The sequence below is a fragment of the Herbiconiux sp. A18JL235 genome (assembly GCF_040939305.1).
Taxonomy (GTDB): domain Bacteria; phylum Actinomycetota; class Actinomycetes; order Actinomycetales; family Microbacteriaceae; genus Herbiconiux.
The window spans coordinates 3,618,004-3,640,457 of sequence record NZ_CP162511.1 but is presented as its reverse complement, the minus strand read 5'-3'; the positions used below and the strand labels follow the sequence as shown (position 1 = coordinate 3,640,457).

Here is a 22,454-nt window from a genome sequence, read left to right as displayed (position 1 = left end):
CATGGTCTCGCGCAGCATCTCCGCCGCCCGCCGGGTGGTGAGCGGCCCCAACAAGCCCGCCCTCATCGTCTCGCTCCTGGTGTCGCTGTTCGCGGCGCTGTTCGTCACCTCCTACAGCCTCGCGATGAGCGATCCGCAGCCGCACGACGTGCCCATCGGCGTCGTGTCACCCGGGGTCACGCCCGAGCAGCTCGACAAGGCGCTCGAGTCGGTCACCACCACCTCGTTCGACGTGGAGTCGTTCGCCACCGAGGCCGCGGCGAAGAACGCCCTCGAGCAGCAGCAGATCTACGCCGTGCTGGTGACGGATGCGCCGGGCACGTCCTCGACGTCGGGTTCCTCGACGTCGGCCCAGCTGTTCATCTCCAGCGCATCCGGCGCCTCCATCGCCCGCCTCATCGAGTCCGACGCCGAGCAGATCGGTCAGGCGCTCGACCTCACCGTCACCGTCACCGACGTGAACCCGCTGAGCCCCAACGACCCGAGCGGCCTCGTGCTGTTCTACCTGGCGCTCGCCTCCACCATCATCGGCTTCGTCGGCGCCATCCAGACCCGCGTGAACGCCGGCGGCCTCACCCTCGCCGGCGAGCTCGCCTGGGACGCAGCACGAGCCGCACTCGTCGGCCTGGTCATCACCCTCACCACCGGCCCGATCTTCGGCTTCGAGACCTTCCCGTTCCTCCCGGTCTGGGGAGTGCTCTCGATGGCGGTGTTCATCGCAGGCGCCGTCTACAGCTTCTTCAGGGTGGTGATCGGGGGAAGGTGGGCGCTCGTGCCCACCTGGATCCTCTTCATCCTCATCAGCAACCCCTCTTCGGGCGGGGCGGTCGCACCCGAACTGCTGCCGCCGTTCTACGAGTTCATGGGGCGCTGGCTGCCCACCGGCGCCACCGTGCGCGCGCTCCGCGATCTCACCTACTTCCCCGAGGCGCCGCACGCGGAGCCCTACCTCGTGCTGGGCGCGTGGCTCGTGCTGTCGACGGCGGGGTTCGTCATCGCCCGACACGCGAAGTTCGGGGCCGGTCGGCTCGACCGGGTCGAGGTGGTGAAACCGGATGCGCGAGGCGGCGACACGCAGAACGGCGACGCTCGCGAAGACGAGGCTGCGGCGGCCGGCTGACGCGCTTCAGCGTGGCACGACGCCCAGCACGCGGGCTCCGCCGAGGGGCGAGGACTGCAACTCGAGCCGGCCGTCGATGTGATCGAGCTGGCGCTGCAGCCGCCCGAGCCCGCTGAGACCGAGTTCCGAGGGTTCGGCGGGAAGCCCGATGCCGTCGTCGTCGAAGGCGAGCACGAACGCTCCCGCGGGGTCGACGGTGAGCTCGAGCTCCACTGCGGTCGCCCGGCCGTGCTTGAGAGCGTTCGACAGCGCCTCTTCGACTATGCGCACGATGAGCAGCCTCCGCTCGGCGGGGAGTACGCGATTGCCCTCGCCCTCGAGCGCAACCACCTCGTCGCTCACCCTCAGCGAGGTCGCGATGGAGGTGGGGATGCGCTGGAACAGCGCGCGCACCGCGGGCACCGTCCCCTGGTCGAGGCGGGCGGGGTAGAGCAGTTCGCTCATCGTGCGAAGATCCTGCCGCCGCAGCGAGGCGAGGTCGTCGCGGATGCCGCGCAGCTCTGCGGCGACCTCCGATCCGCCCTCGAGCGGATCGACGGCGGCGATGGCTCCCTCGAGCCGGGCGCCGAGCACGATGAAGCGCTGCTGCACCGTTCCGTGCAGACCGTCGGCCACCTCCCGTCGCACCCGCAGCTCCTCGCCCTGGAGCGCCTCGAGCGCGGCGGCGGCGCGCACGGTCTGTTCCGCGTAGGCACGCTCCTCGGTGCGGAGGCGTCGCCGCGCATCCGTCAGCGCCAGGGCGATGGCGAGAGAGATCGCCACGGCGATGGAGGCAGTGATGATCTCGGCGGTCACCTCGGAGATCTGCGAGGGGGCGTAGATGCCGAGGCCGAGCTGCAGGGCTCCGCGCAGCGCGGCGGCCCCCACGGCGATCACCGCGCCGGTGCAGAGACGGCCGGGGAGGCGGCGTTCCTGAGGGTCGAGCAGGGCGATGCCGAGAATGCCGAGACCGACGGCGGCGAAGTTCGCGCTGAGCCGCACGGCCAGGTTGAGCGTCTCGGCGACCGGCGTGCGGCCCTCCTGCCACGAGGGTTGGATACCCAGCACGTAGACCGTCTGCACCGAGATGCCGACCGCGAAGATGACCATCACCACCCCGAACGCGAGGATCGTGACGGTGCGGTCGTCGATCCGGTCGCGAGCCGAGGTGGTGTCGGTCACGATTCGGAGCTCTCGTCGATGAAGCGCAGGGCTGCGCCCACGCGTGGGTTGGTCACCCCGCCCGAGGCGAGACCCAGCTCGGCGTAGATCGCGTTGATGTGGTTGTCGACCGAGCGGGGGGCGATGCCCAGCCGGGCGGCGATGCCGGCGTTCGACAGGCCCTGAGCGAGCAGGCGCAGCACCTCGTACTGGCGAGGGCTGAGTCGTGCCAGGCCGCTGCCGCGGCGCGGACGGCGGCGCTCGACCAGCTCGGGGTCGAGGGCGGTGCGGCCCTCGGCGGTCACCTCGATGGCGCGCACCACCGATGCCAGGCTGAGCGCCGAGTCTTTCGACAGGTAGCTCCAGCCGCGCACGCTCGAGCGGGGGAGGTCGAGGAGGGCGTCGAGCGAGTCGGTCGCCGAGAGCAGCAGGACGCCGAGGCGCGGCATCGAGTGACGCAGCTCCAGCCCGAGGTCGATGCCCGAGCCGTCGCCGAGCTGGATGTCGAGCACCACGACGTCGGCGTCGGAGTCGGGCACGACGGCTCGCGCGTTCGTGCACGACGACGCCACGGCGACGACCTCGAGCCCTTCGGCGCCGGCGAGGGCGGACGTCAGCATCTGACGGTAGAGGGGCTGGTCTTCGACCACCGCCACCCGGATCCTGCGTCTCTCGGCCATCTGTTCCATAGTGCCGCATGAACCGGTGCCGTTCGGACGGCTTGCCGTCAGAGCGTGATGGGCTCGATGAGAGTGGGGTCGTCTTTCGCCACCGAGCTGTCGCGCACGTTGTTCACCCGTTTCGACACCGGATACGTGGTGATGGTGCGGGCCACGGCGAGGGAGCTGCCATCGAGCAGGGCGACCAGCGCCTCCTTCTCGCCAGGCGCCTCCACCTTCACCGGCGACGTCCAGTCGTCCCAGATGTCTGGGGTCAGGAAGACGGGCATGCGGTCGTGCACCTCGCCCGAGGCATCCGCCGCCTCGCGGGTGATGATGGTGAACGACAGCGCCCAGTCGCCGTCGGTCTTCTTCAGCTCGTACAGGCCTGCGGCCGCAAGCAGGTGCTCGGGGCCGTGGATGTAGTGCGGCTGCTTGCCGTGCGGCGTCGCCTCCCACTCGTAGTAGCCGTTCATCGGCACGATGCAGCGGCGTTGGGCGAAGGCGTTGCGGAAGAGACCGTTCGTCGCCACGCTCTCGAGCCGGGCGTTGATGGGGGCGGGCCCGCCCGGCTTCGCCCAGGCGGGTTTCAGTCCCCAGGAGGCGCCGTCGATCTCGCGCACGAGCTCGCCGTCGACGAGGCGGTCGCGCACGATCGGTGCGGTCTCGGTGGGCGCGACGTTGTAGGAGGGGCTCCAGTCTTCTGGCCGGCCGCCGCGGGCGACGAACTCGCTGATGAGTTCGTCGGTCTCGGCGCTCATGGTGAATCTGCCGCACATGTCAGAGGGTCCTTCCGGGGAGGGTGGAGTCGAGGCCGGGGGCGAGGTCGTGAGCGTCGACGACGGCACCCGGATGCGGGCCCGCCGCACGCAGGGCGTCGAGCAGCGAGGTGGGAAGCCGGTCTCGGGAGGCGATGACGACGGCGTTGCCGGCGCGGGCATGCGTCACCGTCGCGAGCGGGCCCGTCACCCAGAGCCCTGAGAAGAGCGTGCTGAGCACGGCGAGTTGCGTGCCGAGCGCAGGGAGACCGTCGTCGTCGGCGACGTTGACCGCGAGCAGGCCGCCTGGAGCCAGCAGACCGGCGAGTGTCTCGTAGAACGCGGCCGAGCGCACGGCCGCCGGAGTCGTGGTGCCGCGGTAGAGGTCGGCGACGGCGAGGTCGACACGGCCCGCGAGCTCGGTGCCGAGGCGTCGCACGACCTCGGCGGCGTCACCCGGGTGCACCTGCAGCTCGGTGCCGGGCGGGAGGGGAAGCGCGTCGAGCACGAAGGGGACGAGCGCACTCTCGAGCTCGACGACGTGCTGGGGTGAGCCCGGCCGGGTCGCCTGCACGTAACGCGCGAGGGTGAGGGCGCCGGCGCCGAGGTGGAGCACCGTGAGCGGAGTTCTCGGTGAGGCCGTCGCGTCGACGAGGTTGCCGATGCGGCGCACGTAGTCGTGCCGCAGAGCCGTGGGGTCTGCGGGGTCGACATGCGACTGCGGATGGCCGTCGATCGCGAGCTCGACCGTGGTGGCGTCGAGCTCGTCGGGGCGGAGCTCCGCGAGCGGGCCGCCGGGGCGGAGGCGGAGGGTGCGGGCGGTCGTCATGGGGCGGGCTCGGGGACGGGTCGCTGCTCGGGTGTGGGCCCGGGGGTGGGTTCGGCCTGTGGCTCCGGCTCGGCGATCGTGATGCTCGCCGGGAGGCCGAGGAAGGCGGCGTAGCGTCGGAGGTCGCGCCCGAGACCGCGGGCGACGGCCGCGCTGAGCGAGGTGAAGGGGGTCATCGTGAGCGAGACCGAGCGTGCCCCCACGCGACGGCTCCAGGTGCCGACGATCGACCCGCGCGACACGAGCAGAGGGAGGAAGATGCCGTTGCCGCCCGGCACGATGCGCTCGGCGAACCGCTCGGGCAGGGCGGGGGAGCGGTTGCGGTAGCCGAGGAGGTACTCGTCGAAGCCGGGCAGCGCGTGCTGGCCGGCGGGCGGGGGCGGCGGAGCCGCAGAGTCGAGCGGCGCGAACACCCTCTGGCCGTCGATCTCGAGTTCGACGAGCCGGTCGCGCGCGGCGGCGAGGCCCGCCGAGGCCTCGCCCTTGGTGAGCTTCGACCACCAGCAGAAGTCGTCGACCGTCACGGCGCCGCGCCCGACCGCGTAGCGGAGCAGCAACTCGCCGAGCGCCCGGGCGCGCGCGCCGTCGTGCTCGAGGTCGAGCTCTCGCGCGGGCGGTGCCCACTCGTCGAGCAGCACCAGCGCCTGCTGCGTGCCGCGCCGCGGGCCCCAGCAGACCAGACCGTCGTGGGCGAGCCACCAGATGAGGTGCATGCCGCGCTGGCCTGCCACATCGACCCCGCCCGCCGCGAGCTGGGCGAGGAACTCCTCACGCGAGGCGGCCGCGCCACCCGCCAGCTCGACCCGGGCGATGTCGCGCGCGCGGGCGAAGGTGTCGGCGTCGAGTTCGAGCTGCCGGTGCCGGGCGCCCATGCCGCGCACGGTCTTCGTGGCGGTGAGCGCGAGCATCAGCCGAAGATCGTCGGGGGTCGTGACGTGCAGCGTTCCGCGCAGGGGCCACGACCGCACGATGGCACCCGAGTCGTAGGCGGCGTCGACATCGGCGACGGTGCTGCCCGGCGTGCGAGCCCCGAGGGCCCAGCACGACTGGGCGAAGTCCTGCGCCTGCAGGGCGAGGAGGTGCTGGACGACGTCGACGATGCCGGAACAGGTGCTGGCGGGGCGGGCCGGCTCGACCCACTGCGCGGCGAGCCGGCGGGCGAGCAGTTCGCGCGCGCCGCGAGCCGTCTGCGCTGGGAGACCGCCGACCGCTGCCATGCGCCCAGTATGCCCCGCACCTCCGACACCGCGCGGGCATTCATCCTCAGATCCCTCAGAGCCTGATCTGACCCGGATGGGTGAGCGTCGTCCACCGCCTGCCGGCGTCGCGCAGCGGCGCCAGGAAGACATCGGCAGCCGCCAGCTGAGCGAGGTCGAGGCCCGTGTCGCGGGCGAGGTCGGCGATCGGCACCTGGAAGGTGCGGAACCCGGGGAGCGGAGGTGGAGCATCCGTCGGCTGTGCCGACCTCAGGTCGATGCGGTCGAGCTCGTTAGACTGGTCGAGCAGGAACCCGGCGGCGGCGAGCCGGTCGCGCCCGGTGTCGTACCAGGCTGCGATCTTCCAGAACCGCTTCGGCAGCTGCACCCCGCGGTAGAGCCGATCGTCGCTCGCGAACACCGCACCGGTGAACACGTCGAGTCGGAGACTGGAGGCCTCGGCGTAGGCGAGCACCTGGTCTTCGAGCCCGTTCCACAGCTCCTTCGACTGGTTGAACACGGCGGCCTGCGGGGCGGCGTTGGTGTAGGCGAAGGTGTCGTACTCGGCTCGGGCGGCGACCGCATCCGTTCCCCACACAGGATCGCGACGGCGCACCAGGTGCCCGCGGTCGAGGTCGTTGCGGGCGTAGAGCTCAGACCCCACCTGCTCGTCGGCCGGCACGCGCGGGTCGAGGTGCCAGTCGTCGCCGCGCGGCACGTCGCGCAGCAGCCGCCCGTCGATGTTCACGGCCGTGAGTGCAGCGAGCCGTCGCTCCGTGTCGAGCAGCACGCTGAAGTGCGTGTAGTCGAGCCGCCGGATGCTCCTGCCGTCGTCGTTCGCAGCAGGCAGCGGGCAGCGGAGCCCGAGGAAGCGCTCGTCGAAGCCGTCGGCTTCGCCCTCTCCTTCGCCCTCACCGGATGCGAAGGCGGGGTCGGAGGCGCGCACGGAGTCGTCGTTCACCATGCCCCCAGTCGAGCACGCTTCGCCCGGCGCCACCACGTCGCATGGTGACACCCAGCGGGCCCGCACAGACGGATGCGGGGCCCGCGTTGTCGCCGAGCCCCGCATCGTGTCCCGCCCCCTGAGGGCGGCAGCCGCACGCAGTCCCGATCTGCTTGCGACTTGAGACTTCAATATCGCACACCCAAATCCCTTTTCCAAGCCCCCGAACCAATTTCCTCTACAGGTGACGAGCGATCATGCATAAGCATCAAGTCGGACGCGTCATCCTTCGCTGCGATCATTATTTCTTCAGCCACTGAGGTAGCCATTATTTCGAGAGAAGAGCGTTATTTCTCGTTAGAATGAAAACCATGGTTATTGGAAACAACCCGGGTGTCGCCGTTCTGATGAACGTCGTGCCACGTGCGCTGATTCCAGAACCCGTCATCGACGGCGTCCTTCTCCGTGGCGCGCCGCAGCCCGTGGTTCTGCGAGCGATGTGGGTGGGCGATGGATTCCCGGCGGATGTGCGGCGTGCGCTTGACGGCCTGGCGGACCGTGGGGACGAAGCGGCCGCTGTGGCCGTGACAGCGCGACGAATGAGCCCCGGTTCGATCCGTCTGCTGGACGAACGGGGACTGTCGTGGGCAGACGCCGATGGATACGCGAACATCACCATTCCACCTGGAGTGTTCATTTCATCGCACCAGCCACAGCAGCTACCCCATAGGGCAACGACGGGAATCGGATGGTCCCTCAGTACGGAGGCGGTGGCCGAGTTCATCCTGAGTCGCCAGGTTCAACGACGCCTCAAAGACCCCCGTGGCCGAATTGATCGGATCGCCCGGATTGCCGATGCCACGAACATATCGCAGGGCCAGGTCGCCAAGATTCTCGTCGCTTTCGATGAGGAGCACTACACGACGAAGTCCGGGGCGGAGCGAGGGTCGAGTTCTGTACGTGAGTTCCGAGAGCAAGGTCGCCTGCTGAGTGACTGGGCGGGACACTATGCGCGATCTGCCCGGAAGGAGTGGCGAGCAGATCTCCATATGGCTTCGCGAGACCCCCTGGACTGGATGAAACTCGTTCGTCAGAGCTTCCGTGGGCTGCCGTGGGCGAGCTCCGGCTGGGTCGGAGCTGAGTTGATCGCGCCATTCGCGACAAGCGTGCCGGACATGATCCTTTATGTTCCGGAAGGTGAGTTTGACAAGGCCCTTGAACGCATGACCGACGCTGGAGCGACCCCCGTGGACAGAGGTGGTCGGGTTCATCTTCGTTCTGCTCGCGACTACGTGTTCGGGTTCACAAGGGGATCCGAACAGGATCCGATAGCGTCGCCTGTGCGCGTCTACGCAGATTTGCTCCACCTGGGCAACCGCGGGGCCGAGGCAGCCGAGCATGTGCGGCAGGTGGCAATTGGATTCTGAGGGCCGTACACACGTCACTGGTGAGCGCGCGCGGGAGGCGCTCGTTCGATTCGCCTTGCTCGCGGGTGAACACGCGACCGATTTCGTCGTCATCGGCGGCCTGAATCCAGACTTCCTGGCGCCCGGTGCGCCGCTTCCGCATCTCGGCACGACCGACGTCGACTTACTGTTCGAACTCGGATTCGTCTACGACAGAGAGGATCTTGATTTTCACTGGCTGGATCGAGCTCTGCGGGATGGCAGGTTCGAGCCGATCGGTGGCGTTGCGGGATGGCAATGGATGGGCGTGTTGGGCGACGCGCACGTGCGCCTCGACCTTCTCTGCGATGTGTACGACAGCCCCGGCCAGCCCATCAGCCTCCCGGGTGCGGAGATGGCAACGGTCCAGAATCTCGCAGGGCCGGCTCCCGCCCTGCACCAACCGATCACGCGCGAAATCGACGTACCCGCCACCGTACGAGGTGAACTTCCCGGGGCGGCCCCTACCGTCAGCTTGAAGTTCGCGAGTCTCGGTGGGTACATCGCGGCGAAGGCTGCAGCGTTCCTGAGCCGTGGGCAAGGGAAGGATGCCTATGACTTGGCATTCGTTATCATGTATTGCCCTGGCGAGGCGCAAGCCGCAGCAGAGGCAGTTGCTGACACGGAGGTGCCTCCTCACCGCGGCTCCATCGAGGTGGTGATCACCTCTGCGGTGGAGCGGCTCAGGGATGTAGAGCTGCCGTGGATCGACGAGGTGGTCAGGCAATTGCAGCTGGCCGGCGATGATTCCTCAGACGATCAGCTTCGAACAGATGTCGTCGTTTCCGCGCGGCGATTCCTGGACTCGTACAGCGCGCTGATGTCGACCGGGCGAAGGCGACAGTGACGCCGCCTCGCGCGTATCGAGCCGAAGAAAAAGCCCCCGGGTGCACCGGGGGCTTCGTGGTGGCTCCGACCGGCATCGATCCGGTGACCTTTCGATTTTCAGTCGAACGCTCTACCAACTGAGCTACAGAGCCGAGGGGCGATGTGGATGAGCACATCGCGCCGCTCTAGCGAAAAGCCCTTCCGTTCGGAAGGGCTTCGCGCCTTGCGACCCTGACGGGACTTGAACCCGCGACCTCCGCCGTGACAGGGCGGCACGCTAACCAACTGCGCTACAGGGCCTTGCTGTGTTCCTATTGTATCTGTTGCCGTTCCGCTCCCGACCCGGATCACGCCGGAGTCTTCGTGACCCCAACGGGATTCGAACCCGTGCTACCGCCGTGAAAGGGCGGCGTCCTAGGCCGCTAAACGATGGGGCCGCGGCGACAACTCCACGAGTATGCCACAACCTGCCCACAGGTTCCAATTCGTGGGGCAGTTCTCCACATTCGCCACAATGTCCGGGGTTCCCGGGGAGGCGCTTGTTAGGTTGGCACGGCACGCACGAGCAGTTCGAGGAGCCATGCAGACCACTCATCCCGCGACGACGCGCCGCCGCCCCAGACGCCCGAGAAGACGCCTGGGAGCGACGCTCGCCGCCACGGCCTCGCTGGTCGCAGCTGCAGTGTTCTCGGGCGGTCCGGCGTTCGCCGACGACTACCCCAGCTGGGACGACGTGAAGAACGCGCAGGCGAACGAGAGCGCGAAGCAAGACGAGATCACCCGCATCGAGGGGCTCATCCAGAGCATCAGCTCGCAGGTCAGTGCGGCCCAGGCGCTCTCCACCCAGCGGGGTGAGGAGTACCAGGTCGCACAGACGGCGTTCGACACCGCCAGCTACGTCGCCGACGAGCTCGAGGCCCAGGCAGAGGAGGCGTCGGCCGAGGCCGAGCGCTCCAACACGCAGGCCGGCCTCCTCGCCGCTCAGCTCGCCCGCACCGGCGGCAACGACATCACGCTCAACCTCATGGTGGGCGGCGAGCAGTTCTCGAACGACCTGCTCTACCAACTCGGTGCGATGAGCAAACTCACCGAGAAGACCGCGCAGATCTACGCGAAGGCCCAGCAAGACACGAATACGGCGACCGCCCTCACCGCCCAGGCCACCGTTGCGCGCAACGAGCTCAAGGGACTCGCCGAGGAGGCCCAGCGCCTGTTCGCCGAGGCCGTCGTCGCCCAGCAGGCGGCCGAGGCGGCGCTGCAGGAGCAGCAAGACCACGAGGTCGAGCTCACCGCCCAGCTCTCCGTGCTGAAGGAGAACCGCGCCGCCACCGAAGCCGACTACCAGAAGGGTGTCGAGGCGCGCGCCGAGGCCGCCCGAGCGGCCGCGGCTGCGGGTCTCCCGACCCTCCCCTTCATCGCGGCCAGCGGCTGGGCGAGCCCGTTCCCGGGCTCCTATTCCTCCGACGAGTTCGGAATGCGCGTCAACCCCGTCTCCGGCGCCTACCTCATGCACTCCGGCCTCGACCTGGTCTACTCCGGCGGCACCTGCGGTGCCTACGTCTACGCCTCGGCCGAAGGGCTCGTCACCTATGCGGGCTGGAACGGCGGATACGGCAACTTCGTGCAGGTCGACCACGGTGGCGGAATCGCCACCGCCTACGGCCACAACACCACCCTCCTGGTCGGCAACGGCGACTACGTGCAGGTCGGGCAGCCGATCGCACTGGCCGGCACCACCGGCAACTCCACCGGGTGTCACGTGCACTACGAGGTGCGCGTGAGTGGCGGAGCAGTGAACCCCAGGGCCTTCATGGCCAACGTCGGCATCGAGTTCGGCTGACCGGCGACGAGCGCGCAGCGGCGTGACAACGTGAGAGCGAGACGAGCATGACGACCACCGACACCCGAACCAGGCCCGCGACAACGACGTCGGTCTCACGGAGGTCGTCACGGATGCGGGGTGAAGCAGGCAGGCGCCGCCGGCTCTCCCCGTCGAGGTTCGTCGCCGGGGCCGCCCTCGCCGTCGCCCTGCTCGCCGTCGACGTGTTCCGCGGCTCGGAGGGCGCGTTCGCTGTCGACTACCCGAGCTGGGAAGACGTGCTCGCCGCCCGCGGCAACGAGGCGACGAAGCAGGCCGAGGTGGAGCGCATCCAGGGCCTCATCTCGCAGCTGCGCACCGAGGTGCAGGAGGCGCAGGAGTTCGCCGACCTCAAGGCCGACGAGTACTCCGAGGCGCAAGACGTCTACGACACCGCCGTCTTCCGGGCCGAGGAGCTCGGGGTGCAGGCCGCCGAGGCCATGGCTCGCGCCGAGGAGTCGAATCGGCAGGCCGGCCAGCTCATCACGCAGTTCACCCGCTCTGGGGGGACAGACCTCACCCTCAACCTCATCGTCGCAGGCTCCGGCACCGAAGACCTGCTGTACCAGCTCGGCGCCATGAGCCAGCTCTCCCAAGCCACCGGTCGACTCTCCGACCAGGCGGCCCAAGACCGCAACACCGCCGCGGCGCTCACCGCCCAGGCCGACATCGCCGAGCGCGAGCTCGAGGCCCTGAAGGTCGCCGCCGAGCTCGCCCTCGAAGAGGCACTCGCCGCGCAGGTCGCGGTGGAGGCCGCGCTCGCGGAGGAGGAGGCGCAGGGCATCGTGCTCGAGGAGCAGCTGAAGGCGCTCACCGAGCAGACCGCGAAGACCGAGGCGCAGTACCAGGAGGGTGTCGAGGAGCGTCGCCGTCAGGAGGAGCGGGCCCGCGAGGAGGCCCGCCGGGCCGCGGAGGAGGCGGCCCGTGAAGGCGGCGGCCCGCCGCCCGTGTCCGTCTCGGGCTGGGGCTCGCCGCTCTCGGCTTGGCGCGTCACCTCGGAGTTCGGCATGCGCTTCCACCCCATCGCCCACGTCAACCGCCTGCACGCCGGCATCGACCTGGTGCAGGCGGGCGGGGGCACCTGCGGAGCGCCCGTGTACGCCTCGGCGGCGGGCACCGTCGTGCAGTCGGGCTACAACGGCGGCCTCGGCTACTCCGTCACCATCGCCCATGGGGGCGGCCTCACGACGGTCTACGGCCACAACAGCTCGCTCGTCGCAGGCCGCGGAGCCGAGGTGGGCGGAGGGCAGCTCATCGCCTACGCCGGCACCACCGGCTCGTCGACGGGCTGCCACGTGCACTTCGAGACCCGCGTCAACGGCACCGCCCAGAACCCGCGCAACTACGTGGCCTTCTAGAACACGATCGGCCTAGAACACGATCGACCCATCACGAAACGCCCCCTCGATGGTGCTGAGGGGGCGTTTCGTGACGGGTCGATGGGTGGGGAGGCGCTAGTGCGCGCCCTCCTCCGCGAGCTTGGCGATGCCGGCCTGCACGATCGCGTCGGCCTCGGCCGCGTCGCCCCAGCCCTCGATGTTCACGAACTTGTTCGGCTCGAGGTCTTTGTACCGGGCGAAGAAGTGCTCGATCTCCGTGCGGGTCTGCTCGGGGATGTCGTTCACGTCCTGGATGTGCGCCCAGCGCGGGTCTTTGTGAGGCACCACGACGACCTTGGCGTCGGAACCGGCCTCGTCGGACATGTTGAGCACACCCACCGGCCGCACCTTCACGCCCACGCCCGGGAACACCGGGTACTCGAGCAGCACCAGCGCGTCGACGGGGTCGCCGTCGAGGCCGAGCGTGTTCTCGAAGTAGCCGTAGTCGGTGGGGTAGACGAAGCTCGTGAACAGCACGCGGTCGAGGTAGACGCGACCGGTCTCGTGGTCGACCTCGTACTTGTTGCGGCTGCCCTTGGGGATCTCGACGACGACGTCGTACTCGGCCATGCTGATGCTCCTCGATCGGTAGGGGGAAACTGCACTAACGTTACTTGATGCCCACGAACGCCCGCCGCCCGCGCCTCACGCCGGCCATCGCGGATGCTCGTCGGGCCGTGCGCGAGAGCCTCGCGGCGATCGGTTCCGAAGCGGGCGACACCGGGGCCCTCGTGCTCGTGGCGCTGAGCGGCGGCGCCGACTCCCTGGCCCTCGCCGCGGCCACCGCGTTCGAGGCCTCGCGAGCAGGGCTCTCCGCTGGAGCTGTCGTCGTCGACCACGGCCTGCAGGAGGGGTCGGATGCCGTCGCCGCCCGCGCCGCCGACCAGGCACGCACCCTCGGCCTCGACCCCGTCGTCGTGACGCGCGTGGAGGTGGGGGCCGCGCATCCGGCCGGCCCCGAAGGCGCGGCGCGAGAGGCCCGCTACCGCGCGCTCGACGCCGAGGCGGCGCGGCTCGGCGCCCGCGCCGTGCTGCTCGCCCACACTCTCGACGACCAGGCCGAGACCGTGCTGCTCGGGCTCGCCCGCGGCGCCGGCGCCGCGAGCCTGTCGGGCATGGCACCGAGCACCCCCGCCACCGACGCCGCGCCCGCGCGGCTGCGCCCCTTCCTCACCCTCCGCCGCTCCGAGACCGAGGCGTTCTGCGCCGACTCGGGCCTCGACCCCTGGCACGACCCGCACAACGCCGACCCCTCCTATGCGCGGGTGCGGGTGCGTCGCTCGGTGCTGCCCGTGCTCGAGGCCGAGCTCGGCCCCGGCATCGCCGAAGCGCTCGCCCGCACCGCCGAGCAACTGCGCGAAGACGACACCACCCTTCACGACATGGCGATCGAGACCATCGAAGACCTCGTCGAACCCGCCGAGGCAGGCATCGCGATCTCGGCGGGAGCGCTGGAGGCTAACCCTCCGTCGCTTCGCAACCGCATCATCCGCTACGTCGTCGCGAGCGAGTTCGGGGTGGCGCTCTCGCGGGCGCAGACCCTCGCGGTGGCGGCGCTCGTCACCGACTGGCACGGCCAGAGGGGCGTCGACCTGCCAGGGATTAGAGTGGTGCGGCAGGGTGCGCGGGTGGAGTTCTCGCGCCGGCCCACGGGCACCCCCGACGCCCCGCCGACCCGCCCTGACGCCCACTGACAGGAGCATCCATGGACGCCGGCCACATCGACGGAGACCTCACCGAGATCCTGCTCACCGAGGAGCAGATCGCGGAGAAGATCGCGGGTCTCGCCCGCCAGATCGAGGCCGACTACGCCGGTCAGGACGTGCTGCTCGTAGGTGTGCTCCGCGGCGCGGTCATGGTGATGGCCGACCTCGCCCGTGAGCTGAACATGCACATCGAGATGGACTGGATGGCGGTCTCCTCCTACGGCTCCAGCACGCAGTCGAGCGGTGTGGTGCGCATCCTCAAAGACCTCGACACCGACATCGCCGGCCGCAAGGTGCTCATCGTCGAAGACATCATCGACTCCGGCCTCACCCTCTCCTGGCTGCTGTCGAACCTGCGCTCGCGGGGGCCGGAATCGGTCGAGATCTGCGCACTGCTCCGGAAGCCGGAGGCCGCGAAGATCGAGATCGACGTGAAGTACGTCGGTGCCGACATCCCCAACGCCTTCGTCGTCGGCTACGGCCTCGACTACGCCGAGCGCTACCGCAACCTCACCTCGATCGGCGTGCTCGCACCCCACGTCTACTCCTGACCGGGCGCCCGGCGGGAGGTGGGCGCGCGCTCGTTACGCCCACGGGGAACATGAAGGCGGCGTCCAGCGCGCGGCGGGTACTGTTGCACCACCGACATAGGCACCGTGCCGAGCCTCGCGGCACTTGAGCGATGAAGAGACATGAACGCGAAACGCATCCTTCGATCTCCCATTCCGTACATCATCCTGGGTGCGATCGCTCTGTGGATCGGTTTCAGCCTGATCACGAGCGGGGGCTACCGCCAGATCACGACGCAGGAGGGCCTCGGCCTGCTCTCGAGCGGCAAGGTCTCCGAAGCCACCATCATCGACGGTGAGCAGCGGGTCGACATGACCCTCACGAACCCCGACGACGAGTTCGGCCAGAAGGTGCAGTTCTACTACGTGGCGCCCCGTGGCGACGAGGTCGTCACCGCGGTGACGGATGCGAAGCCCGCCGACGGCTACGACGACCAGGTTCCGCAGACCAACTGGTTCCTCTCGGCGCTCGGCCTCTTCCTCCCCATCCTCCTCATCGCCGCCTTCTTCTGGTTCATGCTCTCCGGCATGCAGGGCGGCGGCAACCGGGTGATGCAGTTCGGCAAGTCGAAGGCGAAGCTCGTCACGAAGGAGACCCCGAAGGTCACCTTCGACGACGTCGCCGGCGCCGAGGAGGCGCTCGAGGAGCTCGAGGAGATCAAGGACTTCCTGAAGGAGCCCGCCAAGTTCCTCGCCGTGGGCGCCCGCATCCCGAAGGGCGTGCTGCTGTACGGCCCTCCCGGCACCGGGAAGACGCTGCTCGCCCGCGCCGTCGCGGGTGAGGCGGGCGTGCCCTTCTACTCCATCTCGGGCTCCGACTTCGTCGAGATGTTCGTGGGTGTCGGCGCGAGCCGGGTGCGCGACCTGTTCACGCAGGCGAAGGAGAACTCGCCCGCCATCATCTTCATCGACGAGATCGACGCGGTCGGCCGTCACCGCGGTGCCGGCATGGGCGGCGGTCACGACGAGCGCGAGCAGACCCTCAACCAGCTGCTGGTCGAGATGGACGGCTTCGACGTGAAGACGAACGTCATCCTCATCGCCGCCACCAACCGCCCCGACATCCTCGACCCCGCCCTCTTGCGCCCGGGCCGCTTCGACCGCCAGATCGGCGTCGACGCCCCCGACCTCGGCGGTCGCCGCAAGATCCTCGAGGTGCACGGCAAGGGCAAGCCTCTCGCGGCCGGCGTCGACCTCGACGTGGTCGCCCGCAAGACCCCGGGCTTCACGGGTGCCGACCTCGCCAACGTGCTCAATGAGGCGGCGCTCCTCACCGCCCGCAGCAACGCCCAGCTCATCGACAACCGCGCACTCGACGAGGCGATCGACCGCGTCATCGCCGGCCCCCAGCGCCGCACCCGCGTCATGCGCGACCAGGAGAAGCTGGTGACGGCCTACCACGAGGGCGGCCACGCGCTGGTGGCGGCGGCGATGAACCACACCGACCCCGTCACGAAGGTCACCATCCTCCCGCGCGGCCGTGCCCTCGGCTACACCATGGTGCTGCCCCTCGAAGACCGCTACTCGGTGAGCCGCAACGAGCTGCTCGACCAGCTCGCCTACGCCATGGGCGGCCGCGTCGCCGAGGAGGTCGTGTTCCACGACCCCACCACCGGCGCCTCGAACGACATCGAGAAGGCCACCGGCACCGCCCGCAAGATGGTGACCGAGTACGGCATGACCGCTTCGCTCGGCGCCGTGAAGCTCGGCAGCGCCTCGGGCGAGATGTTCCTCGGCCGCAACATGGGGCATGAGCGCGACTACTCCGAGAGCCTCGCGCAGCAGGTCGACGCCGAGGTGCGCGGCCTCATCGAAGCCGCCCACGACGAGGCCTGGCAGGTGCTCAACGAGAACCGCGACATCCTCGACAAGCTCGCCGCGGCGCTGCTCGAGAAGGAGACCCTCGACCACGACCAACTCGCCGAGATCTTCGCCGGGGTGAAGAAGCTCGCGCCGCGCCCGCAGTGGCTCTCGAGCGACAAGCGCCCCGTGTCGAGCCTGCCCCCGGTGGAGTTCCCGTCGAAGGCCCCGATCGACGGCGCCGCCGTCGACGGCAGCGTGGGTTCCGAGCCGGAGCCGCAGCCCGAGACGAAGCCCAAGCGCAGCCCGGGCTTCAACCCGCGCCCCGCCACCGCCTAGGCCGCGTCGTGTCGGTCGACCGTGACAGGATCGAGGCCGCGGTCAGCGAGCTCCTCGCCGCGCTCGGCGACGACCCTGCCCGCGAGGGTCTCGAGCAGACCCCGCGGCGGGTGGCCGAGCTCTACGCCGAGCTGTTCGCGGGCGTCGGCGTCGACCCCGCCGACGCGCTGCGCTCGACCTTCGACCCGTCGCCGGTGAGCTCGGCGACGGCGACGGCGTCGGACCCGGCGACGGCGACGGATGCGCGTGTCGGCGGCGGCCTTCCCGCCCAGCCCGTGCTGCTGCGCGACATCGCTTTCCGCTCCGTCTGCGAGCACCACCTGCTGCCCTTCGAGGGCGTCGCCCACGTGGCCTACGTGCCCTCCGGCCGCGTCGCCGGGCTGGGCTCGATCGTCGCCGTCGTCGAGTCGGCCTCCTCGCGGCTCCAGCTGCAGGAGCGGCTCACCGACGACATCGCCGACGCCCTCGAACGCGCGCTCGACGCCCGGGGCGTGCTCGTCGTGCTCGACGCACGGCACGGCTGTGTCACCGCACGAGGGCCGCGACAGACCGGCAGCACCACGGTCACCCTCTCGGCGCGCGGCAGCCTCGCCGAGCCGGCGGCCCGGGCCGAGGTGACCGCGCTGCTGGGTGCCACCCGGGGGCTCGGCCGATGACCGTCGTCGCTCAGGGGCAGACCCGCATCATGGGCATCCTCAACGTCACGACCGACTCGTTCAGCGACGGCGGCCGGTACCTCGACCGCGATGCCGCCGTCGCGCACGCCGTAGACCTGGTCGAGCGCGGGGCGCACATCATCGACGTCGGCGGCGAGTCGACCCGCCCCGGGGCCTCGCGGGTCGCCGTCTCCGAGGAGCAGCGCCGGGTGCTCCCGGTCATCCGCGAGCTCGTCGCCCGCGACATCACGGTGAGCGTCGACACCATGAACGCGTCGACCGCCGAGGCCGCCATCGCGGCGGGCGCCACGATCGTGAACGACGTCTCCGGCGGCCTCGCCGACCCCGAGATGGACGAGCTCGTCATCGCCTCCGGCATCCGGTTCGTGGTGATGCACTGGCGCGGGGCGAGCGACACCATGGTGCAGAACGCGCACTATCGAGACGTGGTGGGCGAGGTGATCGGCGAGCTCGAGCTGCGGGCCGCCCAGCTCATCGTGAAGGGCGCCGACCCCGAGCAGCTCATCCTCGACCCCGGCCTCGGCTTCGCGAAGAACGCCGAGCACAACTGGGCGCTGCTCGGTCACCTGCCGAGGCTCACCGCGCTCGGCCTCCCGGTGCTCGTCGGGGCGTCGCGCAAACGCTTCCTCGGCGAGCTGGAACCGGGCGGCGACGACCCCGCCGACCGCGACCTCTCCTCGGCCGTCGTGGCCGGCCTCGCCGCCCGCGACGGCGTCTGGGGCGTGCGCGTGCACGACGTCACTCTCACCCGCACGGCTCTCGCCGTGGCCGGGGCCTGGCAGAACGGAGCCGCCCGATGACAGCCGAGCAGCCGCACCACCGGCCCGAGCTCGACCGCCTGAGCCTCACCGGGCTCGAGGTCTTCGCCCACCACGGCGTGTTCGACTTCGAGCGCGAGAACGGCCAGCTCTTCGTCGTCGACGTCGAGCTCTGGCTCGACACCGCCCCGGCCGCCGCCGGCGACGATCTCTCGGCCACCGTGCACTACGGCGAGCTCGCCGTCGAGATCGCGGCCGCCGTCGCCGCCGACCCGGTCGACCTCATCGAGACCCTCGCCGAGCGGGTCGCGGGTGTCGTGCTCGCCCACCGCCCCGTGCAGCGCGTGAGTGTCGTCGTGCACAAACCGGATGCTCCCATCACGGTGCCGTTCGGCGACGTCTCCATCACCATCGTGCGCGAACGAGTCGGAGCTCCGGATGCCGCGACCCCGACACCCCCGGAGGCGGTGCGCGCCGTGCTCGCCTTCGGCAGCAACCTCGGCGACCGCGAGGCCACCGTGAACGCGGCGGTCGCAGAACTCGCCGCCACCCCGGGAATCGAGGTGCTCGGCGTCTCCCGCCTGTACGAGACGGTCGCCGTGAAGCCCGATGGCATCGACTTCGACGCGCCCGGCTACCTCAACGGTGTGGGCATCATCAGCACCACCCTCGGGCCCACCGCGCTGCTCGACGTCGTGAACGCCGTCGAGCACGCCCACGGCAGGGTGCGCGCCGAGCGCTGGGGCGATCGCACCCTCGACGTCGACATCGTCTCCTACGGGCGGCTCGAGATCGACACCCCACGGCTCACCCTGCCCCACCCGCGCGCCGGCATCCGCGACTTCGTGCTCGTGCCCTGGCTCGAGATCGACCCCGACGCGGTGCTCCCGGGTCTCGGCCGTGCCGACGCGCTGCTCGAACTCATCCCCGAGACGACCCTCCGGCCGTACGTGGGTGAGACCAGGTGAGGCACACGCATCCGCTGACCGTCGTCATCTTCGTGGCCGTCGGGGTCGCCGTCGGGTTCGTGCTCGAGGTGTTGCTGGCGTCGGCCGGGTGGCCGGTGCTCATCCCGCCGTTCACCATCGCGCTCACCCTCCTCGTCGTCGCCGCGATCGTGCTGGCGCTCGCCATCCCCATCCGCCGTTCCATCAAGGGCACCTCGACGGCACGCATCAACCCGTTCCGCGCCATGCGCGTGGTGGTGCTCGCGAAGGCGTCGAGCCTCGTCGGCGGGCTCATCGCCGGGTTCGGCGCGGGGGTCGTCGCGTTCCTCGTCACCCGCCCGGTCGTCGCCGACACCGGCTCGCTCTGGCCCGGGGTCGCCGTCGCCGTCTCCGGCGCGGTGCTGCTGGTCGCCGGGCTCGTCGCCGAGCGCCTGTGCACCCTTCCCCCCGACGAACCGGATGCGGAGCACCACCATGGCTGACCGGCTGACCATCGAGGGCGACTGGCGGCGGGTGAGCCCGAAGTACCTCGGCGTCGAACTCGTCTCCAGCATCGTCGGAGCCCTGGTGCTGTGCGGGGTGACGGTGCCGTTCATCGTGCTGGGAACCTGGTTCGGCTGGCCGGCGCTCGGCCTCGCCGCGGTCATCGGCGTGGTGCTCGTGGTGCTCGCCCCCCGCCGCGTGCGATCGATCGGGTACCAGCTGCGGGCCGACGACCTGGTCTTTCGCCGCGGCATCATGTTCCACCGGGTCGTCGCGGTGCCGTACGGCCGCATGCAGCTCATCGACATCAACCGCGGGCCGGTGGCCAGGGCGCTCGGCCTCGCCGAGCTCAAGTTCGTCACGGCGGCCGCGGCGACGGGGGTGTCGATCCCGGGGCTCGTCGACGCCGAGGCGACAGCCCTTCGCGACGAGCTGGTGGGGCTCGCCGAGTCGCGCCGGGCGGGGCTGTGAGCGAGCCCACCCCACAGCCCGAACCGGCGGCCCAGCGGGCCGCCGGGGCGCACCCGGTGCACCCGCCGCACCCGGCGCCAGCGGCCCACACCGAGCTCGCCGACGGGGAGTGGCACCGCCTCCACCCCGCGACGCCGCTGCTGCGCGGCGGCATCGTCCTGGTCGCCGTCCTCGGCTTCGCGCTGGCGAACTTCCGGGAGCGACTCGTCGACTGGGTGTTCGGGGCACCCGAACTCCCGGGCGACCCGTTCGAGGTCGCCTACGAGCGCGGCCAGCTCGGCTGGGTCGGGCTCGCCGTCATCGTCGGGCTCGTGGTGGGCATCGCGGGCTTCTACCTCTCCTGGCGCATGCACACCTTCCGCGTCGGCGACGAGGTCGTCGAGATGCGCAGCGGCGTCCTGTTCCGCACCCATCGCCGGGCGCGACTCGACCGCATCCAGGGCGTCGCCATCAGCCGACCACTGTTCGCGCGGCTGTTCGGTGCGGCCAAGCTCGACATCAGTGTCGCGGGGCAGGACGCGAAGGTGCAGCTGGCCTACCTCGGCAGCGCCGGGGCCGACGAGCTGCGCCGCGCCGTGCTGCTGCTGGCGTCGGGGGCCAGGGCCGAGGCGACGGCGGAGACACGGGCGACCGCCGCGTCGGGCGCCGCGGCGTCGCCGCCTGAGACCGAGCCCGCCGGGGCGCCGCTCGCACCGGGCGCGCCGTTCCCGCCGACGCCGGAGACCGGCATCGTCAACCAGCGGGTGCGCGAGTTCCTCGCCCCTGAGCTCGATCCCGAGGCCGCGCCGCCGGAGTCGGTGGTGCGCATCCGGCCCGGCCGCCTCATCGGGTCATGGGTGCTCAGCGGATTCACCGTCGCCCTGCTCGCCGTCGGTGTCTTCTTCGTCGTGATGTCGGTGCAGGGACGGCTGGAGTTCTTCGCCTTCTTCATCATCCCTGGCCTCCTGGCGGCGATCGGGTACTACGTCAACCGCTTCACCAGATCGCTGCGCTACAGCATCGCCGCCACGCCCGACGGCGTGCGCGTGGGGTTCGGCCTGCTCTCCACCAGCAACGACACCGTGCCGCCCGGCCGCATCCACGCCATCGAGGTCAGCCAGCCGTTGCTGTGGCGGCCGGCCGGGTGGTGGGTCATCCGCATCAACCGCGCCGGGGCCGCAGGAGAGGGAAGTGCCCAGACCTCGACCACCATGCTGCCCGTCGGCACCCTCGACGACGTGCGCAAGGTGCTCGGCCTCCTCCTGCCCGGTCTCACGGGGCAGACCACCCGCGACCTGGTGCTCGCCGGGCTGACGGCCCGGGCGGGGGAGGGGTTCACCGACTCGCCCCGGCGGGCCTGGCCGCTGCGGCCGCTGTCGTGGCGGCGCACGGGATTCGCCGCCACGCCCGACGCCGTGCTGCTGCGCTCCGGCTTCGTGTGGCGGAGGCTCGTCGTGGTGCCGTGGGCGCGGGTGCAGAGCATCCGTGTCGCCCAGGGGCCGATCGACCGGATGCTCGACCTGGTCTCGGTGCTCGTGCACACCGTGTCGGGGCCGGTGCGGGCCGAGGCGCGCGCCGTCGACAGGCGCACCGGAACCGAGGCGTTCGAGAACTGGACCGCCGCTGCCGTCGCGGCAGCGGCATCCGACCGGAGCCACCGGTGGGCGGAGGGAGAGGGATGAGACCGTCGGAACGCACGGGCCGGCTCGGTGTCGGGATCGTCGGCGCGGGGCGCGTGGGGCCCGTGCTCGGGGCGGCGCTGGCCGGGGCGGGGCACATGCTCGTGGGCATCGCGGCCATCTCGCGGGAGAGCGTGGAGCGCGCCGAGACGATCCTTCCCGGGGTGCCCGTGCTCACGGTGCCGGAGCTGGTCGAGCGCAGCGAGCTCGTGGTGCTCGCCGTTCCCTCCGACCAGCTCGAGCAGCTCGTGGCCGGGCTGGCCGAGACCGGCACCTGGCAGATGGGCCAGCTCGTGCTGCACACCGCACCCCAGTTCGGTACCGAGGTGTTCGCGCCGGCGCGGGCGGCCGGGGTCATCCCGCTCGCTGTGCACCCCGCGATGGCGTTCACCGGAACCAGCATCGACGTCGCGCGGCTCGCGGGCACGCACTTCGCCGTCACCGCCCCCGGGCCTGTGCTCCCCATCGCGCAGGCGCTCGTGGTCGAGATGGGCGGGGAGCCCGTCGTGGTCGCCGAGGGTGATCGGGCCGCCTACGCCGAGGCGGTCGAGACGGCCACCACCTTCTCGACGGCGATCGTCGACCAGGCGGCGGGTCTGCTCGAGGGCATCGGTGTGGAAGCTCCGGGGCGGATGCTCGCACCGCTCATGCGCTCGGCCGTCGAGAACGCGCTGCTGCGCGCCGGGGGCGGCGCGGGGGTCTGAGGCACGAGGGCCTGCGGCACCGGGGTCCCGGGCGCGGGTTTCGCCGCCGCCGCGGCCGGGCGCCGTCGGCGACGGGGTAGCATCGGGAAGCGGCCGGGCACCTCGCCGGCCGACGCATCAGCACTGAAGGAGCCCCCGGTGGCAGAAGCATCCGGCGCCGTCGTCACGTCGAACGACACGCCCGTCA

At 70.7% G+C, this 22,454-nt stretch carries 22 protein-coding genes and 3 tRNA genes; 15 read left to right on the top strand and 10 right to left on the bottom strand.

Features of this window, described 5'->3' with window-relative positions; translation table 11 throughout:
- The first annotated feature begins 1 nt into the window (after nucleotide 1).
- A complete protein-coding gene (locus ABFY20_RS17140) occupies nucleotides 2–1,120 on the top strand; it encodes an ABC transporter permease (protein WP_368497412.1) in 1,119 nt (372 codons plus the stop codon).
- A 6-nt stretch (nucleotides 1,121–1,126) separates the two neighbouring features.
- Here the strand turns inward: ABFY20_RS17140 and ABFY20_RS17135 are convergent, their stop codons facing one another.
- The 6 genes from ABFY20_RS17135 to ABFY20_RS17110 are packed head-to-tail and all read right to left on the bottom strand — an operon-like array spanning nucleotide 1,127 to nucleotide 6,666.
- A complete protein-coding gene (locus ABFY20_RS17135) occupies nucleotides 1,127–2,281 on the bottom strand; it encodes a sensor histidine kinase (RefSeq protein WP_368497411.1) in 1,155 nt (384 codons plus the stop codon).
- The gene (locus ABFY20_RS17130) at nucleotides 2,278–2,940 is read right to left on the bottom strand and encodes a response regulator (protein ID WP_368497410.1); all 663 of its coding nucleotides are present in this window, start codon (nucleotides 2,938–2,940) and stop codon (nucleotides 2,278–2,280) included. The genes ABFY20_RS17135 and ABFY20_RS17130 overlap by 4 nt, the downstream gene beginning before the upstream one ends.
- 47 nt (nucleotides 2,941–2,987) lie before the next feature.
- Nucleotides 2,988–3,698, bottom strand: a complete 711-nt coding sequence (locus tag ABFY20_RS17125) for an SOS response-associated peptidase (RefSeq protein ID WP_368497409.1) — start codon at nucleotides 3,696–3,698, stop codon at nucleotides 2,988–2,990.
- Nucleotide 3,699: 1 nt separating this feature from the next.
- Nucleotides 3,700–4,506 carry a spermidine synthase gene (locus ABFY20_RS17120; RefSeq protein WP_368497408.1) on the bottom strand — a complete coding sequence of 269 codons (807 nt, stop codon included), beginning with the start codon at nucleotides 4,504–4,506 and terminating at the stop codon, nucleotides 3,700–3,702.
- Entirely contained in the window at nucleotides 4,503–5,723 is a 1,221-nt protein-coding gene (locus ABFY20_RS17115; RefSeq protein WP_368497407.1) for a crosslink repair DNA glycosylase YcaQ family protein, read from the bottom strand. Before ABFY20_RS17115 ends, ABFY20_RS17120 begins: the two co-directional genes overlap by 4 nt.
- 55 nt (nucleotides 5,724–5,778) lie before the next feature.
- On the bottom strand, nucleotides 5,779–6,666 hold the full coding sequence (locus ABFY20_RS17110) for a DNA/RNA non-specific endonuclease (RefSeq protein ID WP_368497406.1): 888 nt from the start codon (nucleotides 6,664–6,666) through the stop codon (nucleotides 5,779–5,781).
- Nucleotides 6,667–7,016: 350 nt separating this feature from the next.
- On the opposite strand from ABFY20_RS17110, the gene ABFY20_RS17105 reads away from it, so the two are divergent.
- Entirely contained in the window at nucleotides 7,017–8,072 is a 1,056-nt protein-coding gene (locus ABFY20_RS17105; RefSeq protein WP_368497405.1) for a type IV toxin-antitoxin system AbiEi family antitoxin, read from the top strand.
- Entirely contained in the window at nucleotides 8,062–8,937 is an 876-nt protein-coding gene (locus ABFY20_RS17100) for a hypothetical protein (protein ID WP_368497404.1), read from the top strand. Before ABFY20_RS17105 ends, ABFY20_RS17100 begins: the two co-directional genes overlap by 11 nt.
- 57 nt (nucleotides 8,938–8,994) lie before the next feature.
- Here the strand turns inward: ABFY20_RS17100 and ABFY20_RS17095 are convergent.
- The 3 genes from ABFY20_RS17095 to ABFY20_RS17085 all read right to left on the bottom strand — a co-directional run bounded on the left by ABFY20_RS17095 (nucleotide 8,995) and on the right by ABFY20_RS17085 (nucleotide 9,355).
- Nucleotides 8,995–9,070 (bottom strand) — tRNA-Phe (locus ABFY20_RS17095).
- 74 nt (nucleotides 9,071–9,144) lie between these two features.
- Nucleotides 9,145–9,218: transfer RNA gene (locus ABFY20_RS17090), tRNA-Asp, on the bottom strand.
- 64 nt (nucleotides 9,219–9,282) lie between these two features.
- Nucleotides 9,283–9,355, bottom strand: a tRNA-Glu gene (locus tag ABFY20_RS17085).
- A gap of 245 nt (nucleotides 9,356–9,600) precedes the next feature.
- Here ABFY20_RS17085 and ABFY20_RS17080 point away from each other — a divergent pair.
- Nucleotides 9,601–10,758: a M23 family metallopeptidase gene (locus ABFY20_RS17080; RefSeq protein ID WP_368497403.1), complete on the top strand. Its 1,158-nt coding sequence runs from the start codon at nucleotides 9,601–9,603 to the stop codon at nucleotides 10,756–10,758.
- Between the two features lie 47 nt (nucleotides 10,759–10,805).
- A complete protein-coding gene (locus ABFY20_RS17075) occupies nucleotides 10,806–12,134 on the top strand; it encodes a M23 family metallopeptidase (protein ID WP_368497402.1) in 1,329 nt (442 codons plus the stop codon).
- Between the two features lie 96 nt (nucleotides 12,135–12,230).
- On the opposite strand, the gene ABFY20_RS17070 is transcribed toward ABFY20_RS17075, so the two are convergent.
- A complete protein-coding gene (locus ABFY20_RS17070; protein WP_368497401.1) occupies nucleotides 12,231–12,725 on the bottom strand; it encodes an inorganic diphosphatase in 495 nt (164 codons plus the stop codon).
- 47 nt (nucleotides 12,726–12,772) lie between these two features.
- Here ABFY20_RS17070 and tilS point away from each other — a divergent pair, with 47 nt between their 5' ends.
- The 10 genes from tilS (at nucleotide 12,773) to ABFY20_RS17020 (ending at nucleotide 22,267) form a co-directional block, all read left to right on the top strand.
- Nucleotides 12,773–13,849: a tRNA lysidine(34) synthetase TilS gene (tilS, locus tag ABFY20_RS17065; RefSeq protein WP_368497400.1), complete on the top strand. Its 1,077-nt coding sequence runs from the start codon at nucleotides 12,773–12,775 to the stop codon at nucleotides 13,847–13,849.
- An 11-nt stretch (nucleotides 13,850–13,860) separates the two neighbouring features.
- Nucleotides 13,861–14,412 (top strand): hypoxanthine phosphoribosyltransferase, encoded by a 552-nt coding sequence (gene hpt, locus ABFY20_RS17060; protein ID WP_368497399.1) that lies wholly within the window; start codon nucleotides 13,861–13,863, stop codon nucleotides 14,410–14,412.
- Between the two features lie 141 nt (nucleotides 14,413–14,553).
- A complete protein-coding gene (gene ftsH / locus ABFY20_RS17055; protein ID WP_368497398.1) occupies nucleotides 14,554–16,569 on the top strand; it encodes an ATP-dependent zinc metalloprotease FtsH in 2,016 nt (671 codons plus the stop codon).
- Between the two features lie 8 nt (nucleotides 16,570–16,577).
- Nucleotides 16,578–17,225 (top strand): GTP cyclohydrolase I, encoded by a 648-nt coding sequence (gene folE, locus ABFY20_RS17050; RefSeq protein WP_368497397.1) that lies wholly within the window; start codon nucleotides 16,578–16,580, stop codon nucleotides 17,223–17,225.
- Nucleotides 17,222–18,046, top strand: coding sequence for a dihydropteroate synthase (folP, locus tag ABFY20_RS17045; protein ID WP_368497396.1), 825 nt, complete (start codon nucleotides 17,222–17,224; stop codon nucleotides 18,044–18,046). Before folE ends, folP begins: the two co-directional genes overlap by 4 nt.
- On the top strand, nucleotides 18,043–18,972 hold the full coding sequence (gene folK, locus ABFY20_RS17040) for a 2-amino-4-hydroxy-6-hydroxymethyldihydropteridine diphosphokinase (protein ID WP_368497395.1): 930 nt from the start codon (nucleotides 18,043–18,045) through the stop codon (nucleotides 18,970–18,972). The genes folP and folK overlap by 4 nt, the downstream gene beginning before the upstream one ends.
- Nucleotides 18,969–19,433, top strand: a complete 465-nt coding sequence (locus tag ABFY20_RS17035) for a DUF3180 domain-containing protein (protein ID WP_368497394.1) — start codon at nucleotides 18,969–18,971, stop codon at nucleotides 19,431–19,433. Before folK ends, ABFY20_RS17035 begins: the two co-directional genes overlap by 4 nt.
- A complete protein-coding gene (locus ABFY20_RS17030) occupies nucleotides 19,426–19,905 on the top strand; it encodes a PH domain-containing protein (RefSeq protein WP_368497393.1) in 480 nt (159 codons plus the stop codon). Before ABFY20_RS17035 ends, ABFY20_RS17030 begins: the two co-directional genes overlap by 8 nt.
- Nucleotides 19,902–21,566: a PH domain-containing protein gene (locus ABFY20_RS17025; RefSeq protein ID WP_368497392.1), complete on the top strand. Its 1,665-nt coding sequence runs from the start codon at nucleotides 19,902–19,904 to the stop codon at nucleotides 21,564–21,566. The genes ABFY20_RS17030 and ABFY20_RS17025 overlap by 4 nt, the downstream gene beginning before the upstream one ends.
- Entirely contained in the window at nucleotides 21,563–22,267 is a 705-nt protein-coding gene (locus ABFY20_RS17020) for a Rossmann-like and DUF2520 domain-containing protein (RefSeq protein WP_368497390.1), read from the top strand. The genes ABFY20_RS17025 and ABFY20_RS17020 overlap by 4 nt, the downstream gene beginning before the upstream one ends.
- Nucleotides 22,268–22,454: the final 187 nt, after the last annotated feature.

Bases quoted from the DNA above. Each gene is read 5' to 3' on its own strand.
- ABFY20_RS17130 (WP_368497410.1), bottom strand. From the start codon at position 2,940: ATGGCCGAGAGACGCAGGATCCGGGTGGCGGTGGTCGAAGACCAGCCC.
- tilS (WP_368497400.1), top strand. From the start codon at position 12,773: ATGCCCACGAACGCCCGCCGCCCGCGCCTCACGCCGGCCATCGCGGAT.
- ABFY20_RS17140 (WP_368497412.1), top strand. From the start codon at position 2: ATGGTCTCGCGCAGCATCTCCGCCGCCCGCCGGGTGGTGAGCGGCCCC.
- ABFY20_RS17110 (WP_368497406.1), bottom strand. From the start codon at position 6,666: ATGGTGAACGACGACTCCGTGCGCGCCTCCGACCCCGCCTTCGCATCC.
- hpt (WP_368497399.1), top strand. From the start codon at position 13,861: ATGGACGCCGGCCACATCGACGGAGACCTCACCGAGATCCTGCTCACC.
- ABFY20_RS17105 (WP_368497405.1), top strand. From the start codon at position 7,017: ATGGTTATTGGAAACAACCCGGGTGTCGCCGTTCTGATGAACGTCGTG.
- ABFY20_RS17115 (WP_368497407.1), bottom strand. From the start codon at position 5,723: ATGGCAGCGGTCGGCGGTCTCCCAGCGCAGACGGCTCGCGGCGCGCGC.
- ABFY20_RS17070 (WP_368497401.1), bottom strand. From the start codon at position 12,725: ATGGCCGAGTACGACGTCGTCGTCGAGATCCCCAAGGGCAGCCGCAAC.
- ABFY20_RS17075 (WP_368497402.1), top strand. From the start codon at position 10,806: ATGACGACCACCGACACCCGAACCAGGCCCGCGACAACGACGTCGGTC.
- ABFY20_RS17120 (WP_368497408.1), bottom strand. From the start codon at position 4,506: ATGACGACCGCCCGCACCCTCCGCCTCCGCCCCGGCGGCCCGCTCGCG.
- ABFY20_RS17020 (WP_368497390.1), top strand. From the start codon at position 21,563: ATGAGACCGTCGGAACGCACGGGCCGGCTCGGTGTCGGGATCGTCGGC.
- folP (WP_368497396.1), top strand. From the start codon at position 17,222: ATGACCGTCGTCGCTCAGGGGCAGACCCGCATCATGGGCATCCTCAAC.
- ABFY20_RS17030 (WP_368497393.1), top strand. From the start codon at position 19,426: ATGGCTGACCGGCTGACCATCGAGGGCGACTGGCGGCGGGTGAGCCCG.
- folK (WP_368497395.1), top strand. From the start codon at position 18,043: ATGACAGCCGAGCAGCCGCACCACCGGCCCGAGCTCGACCGCCTGAGC.
- ABFY20_RS17125 (WP_368497409.1), bottom strand. From the start codon at position 3,698: ATGTGCGGCAGATTCACCATGAGCGCCGAGACCGACGAACTCATCAGC.
- ftsH (WP_368497398.1), top strand. From the start codon at position 14,554: ATGAACGCGAAACGCATCCTTCGATCTCCCATTCCGTACATCATCCTG.